The following is a 737-nucleotide window of genomic DNA, read 5'->3' as shown; positions in this document are numbered from 1 at the left end:
ACCCCCTCGACTGTCGACTGGCGCGGCGTTCATGGCGTTTACGCCGGTTCGCGGAGCGAGAGACCGGCGGCGCGGTAAATCGTATCGATGACGGACATGTTCTCGATCGCGCCTTCCGGCGTCGTCTTCACCGGTTCGCCGCGCAGCACCGCCGCGGCGAAGGCCTCGAGCTGGTACGCATAGCTGGTGCGGCGCGGGAAGCGCTCCACCCGCTTGCCGTCGGCCGAGCGGATCGTGAGCCGGGGCAACAAGTGCGGAGCAGCCGGACTGAGGTAACGCAGCCGGCCGCGATCCCCAACCACCTTGGCGCTCGCCCAAAACAGGTTCGACGACCACAGCGCGCAGTGCAGGCGGCCCGTGTGCCCGCCGGCGAACCGCAATTCGGCCGTCATAGCCCGGTCCACTTCGGGACCGCCCAGTTTCGCACGAGCCGAAACGACTTCCGGGGTCGAACCGCCGAAAGTGCGGAGCATGTCAACCGCGTAGACTCCGGCGTCCATCAGCGCGCCACCGGCGAGGGAGTAGTCGTAGACGTTGGCGTTGGAGCGCTTCGGCAGCAATACGCATAAGGAGACGTCGATCCGCTCGAGCTTGCCCAGCTCGCCTGACGTGAGAATCTGCTCGACGCGCGAAGTCAACGGATGGTAGCGGTATTGGATTGCCTCCATGACGACGCGATCTGACTTCGCGGCCAGCTCGGCGATGTCGCGGGCCTCGGCGGCATTGGCGGTGAACGG

1 protein-coding gene is annotated in these 737 nt (G+C 66.6%); it reads right to left on the bottom strand.

Going from position 1 to position 737, the window contains the following annotated elements; genetic code table 11:
• Positions 1-38: 38 nt before the first annotated feature.
• Positions 39-737 (bottom strand): Gfo/Idh/MocA family protein (locus A5706_RS33450; protein ID WP_068128410.1); only part of this gene is annotated, 699 nt, incomplete at its 5' end.

Source organism: Mycobacterium sp. E796, from assembly GCF_001672815.1.
Taxonomy (GTDB): domain Bacteria; phylum Actinomycetota; class Actinomycetes; order Mycobacteriales; family Mycobacteriaceae; genus Mycobacterium.
This window is presented reverse-complemented; position numbering and strand designations above follow the sequence as displayed.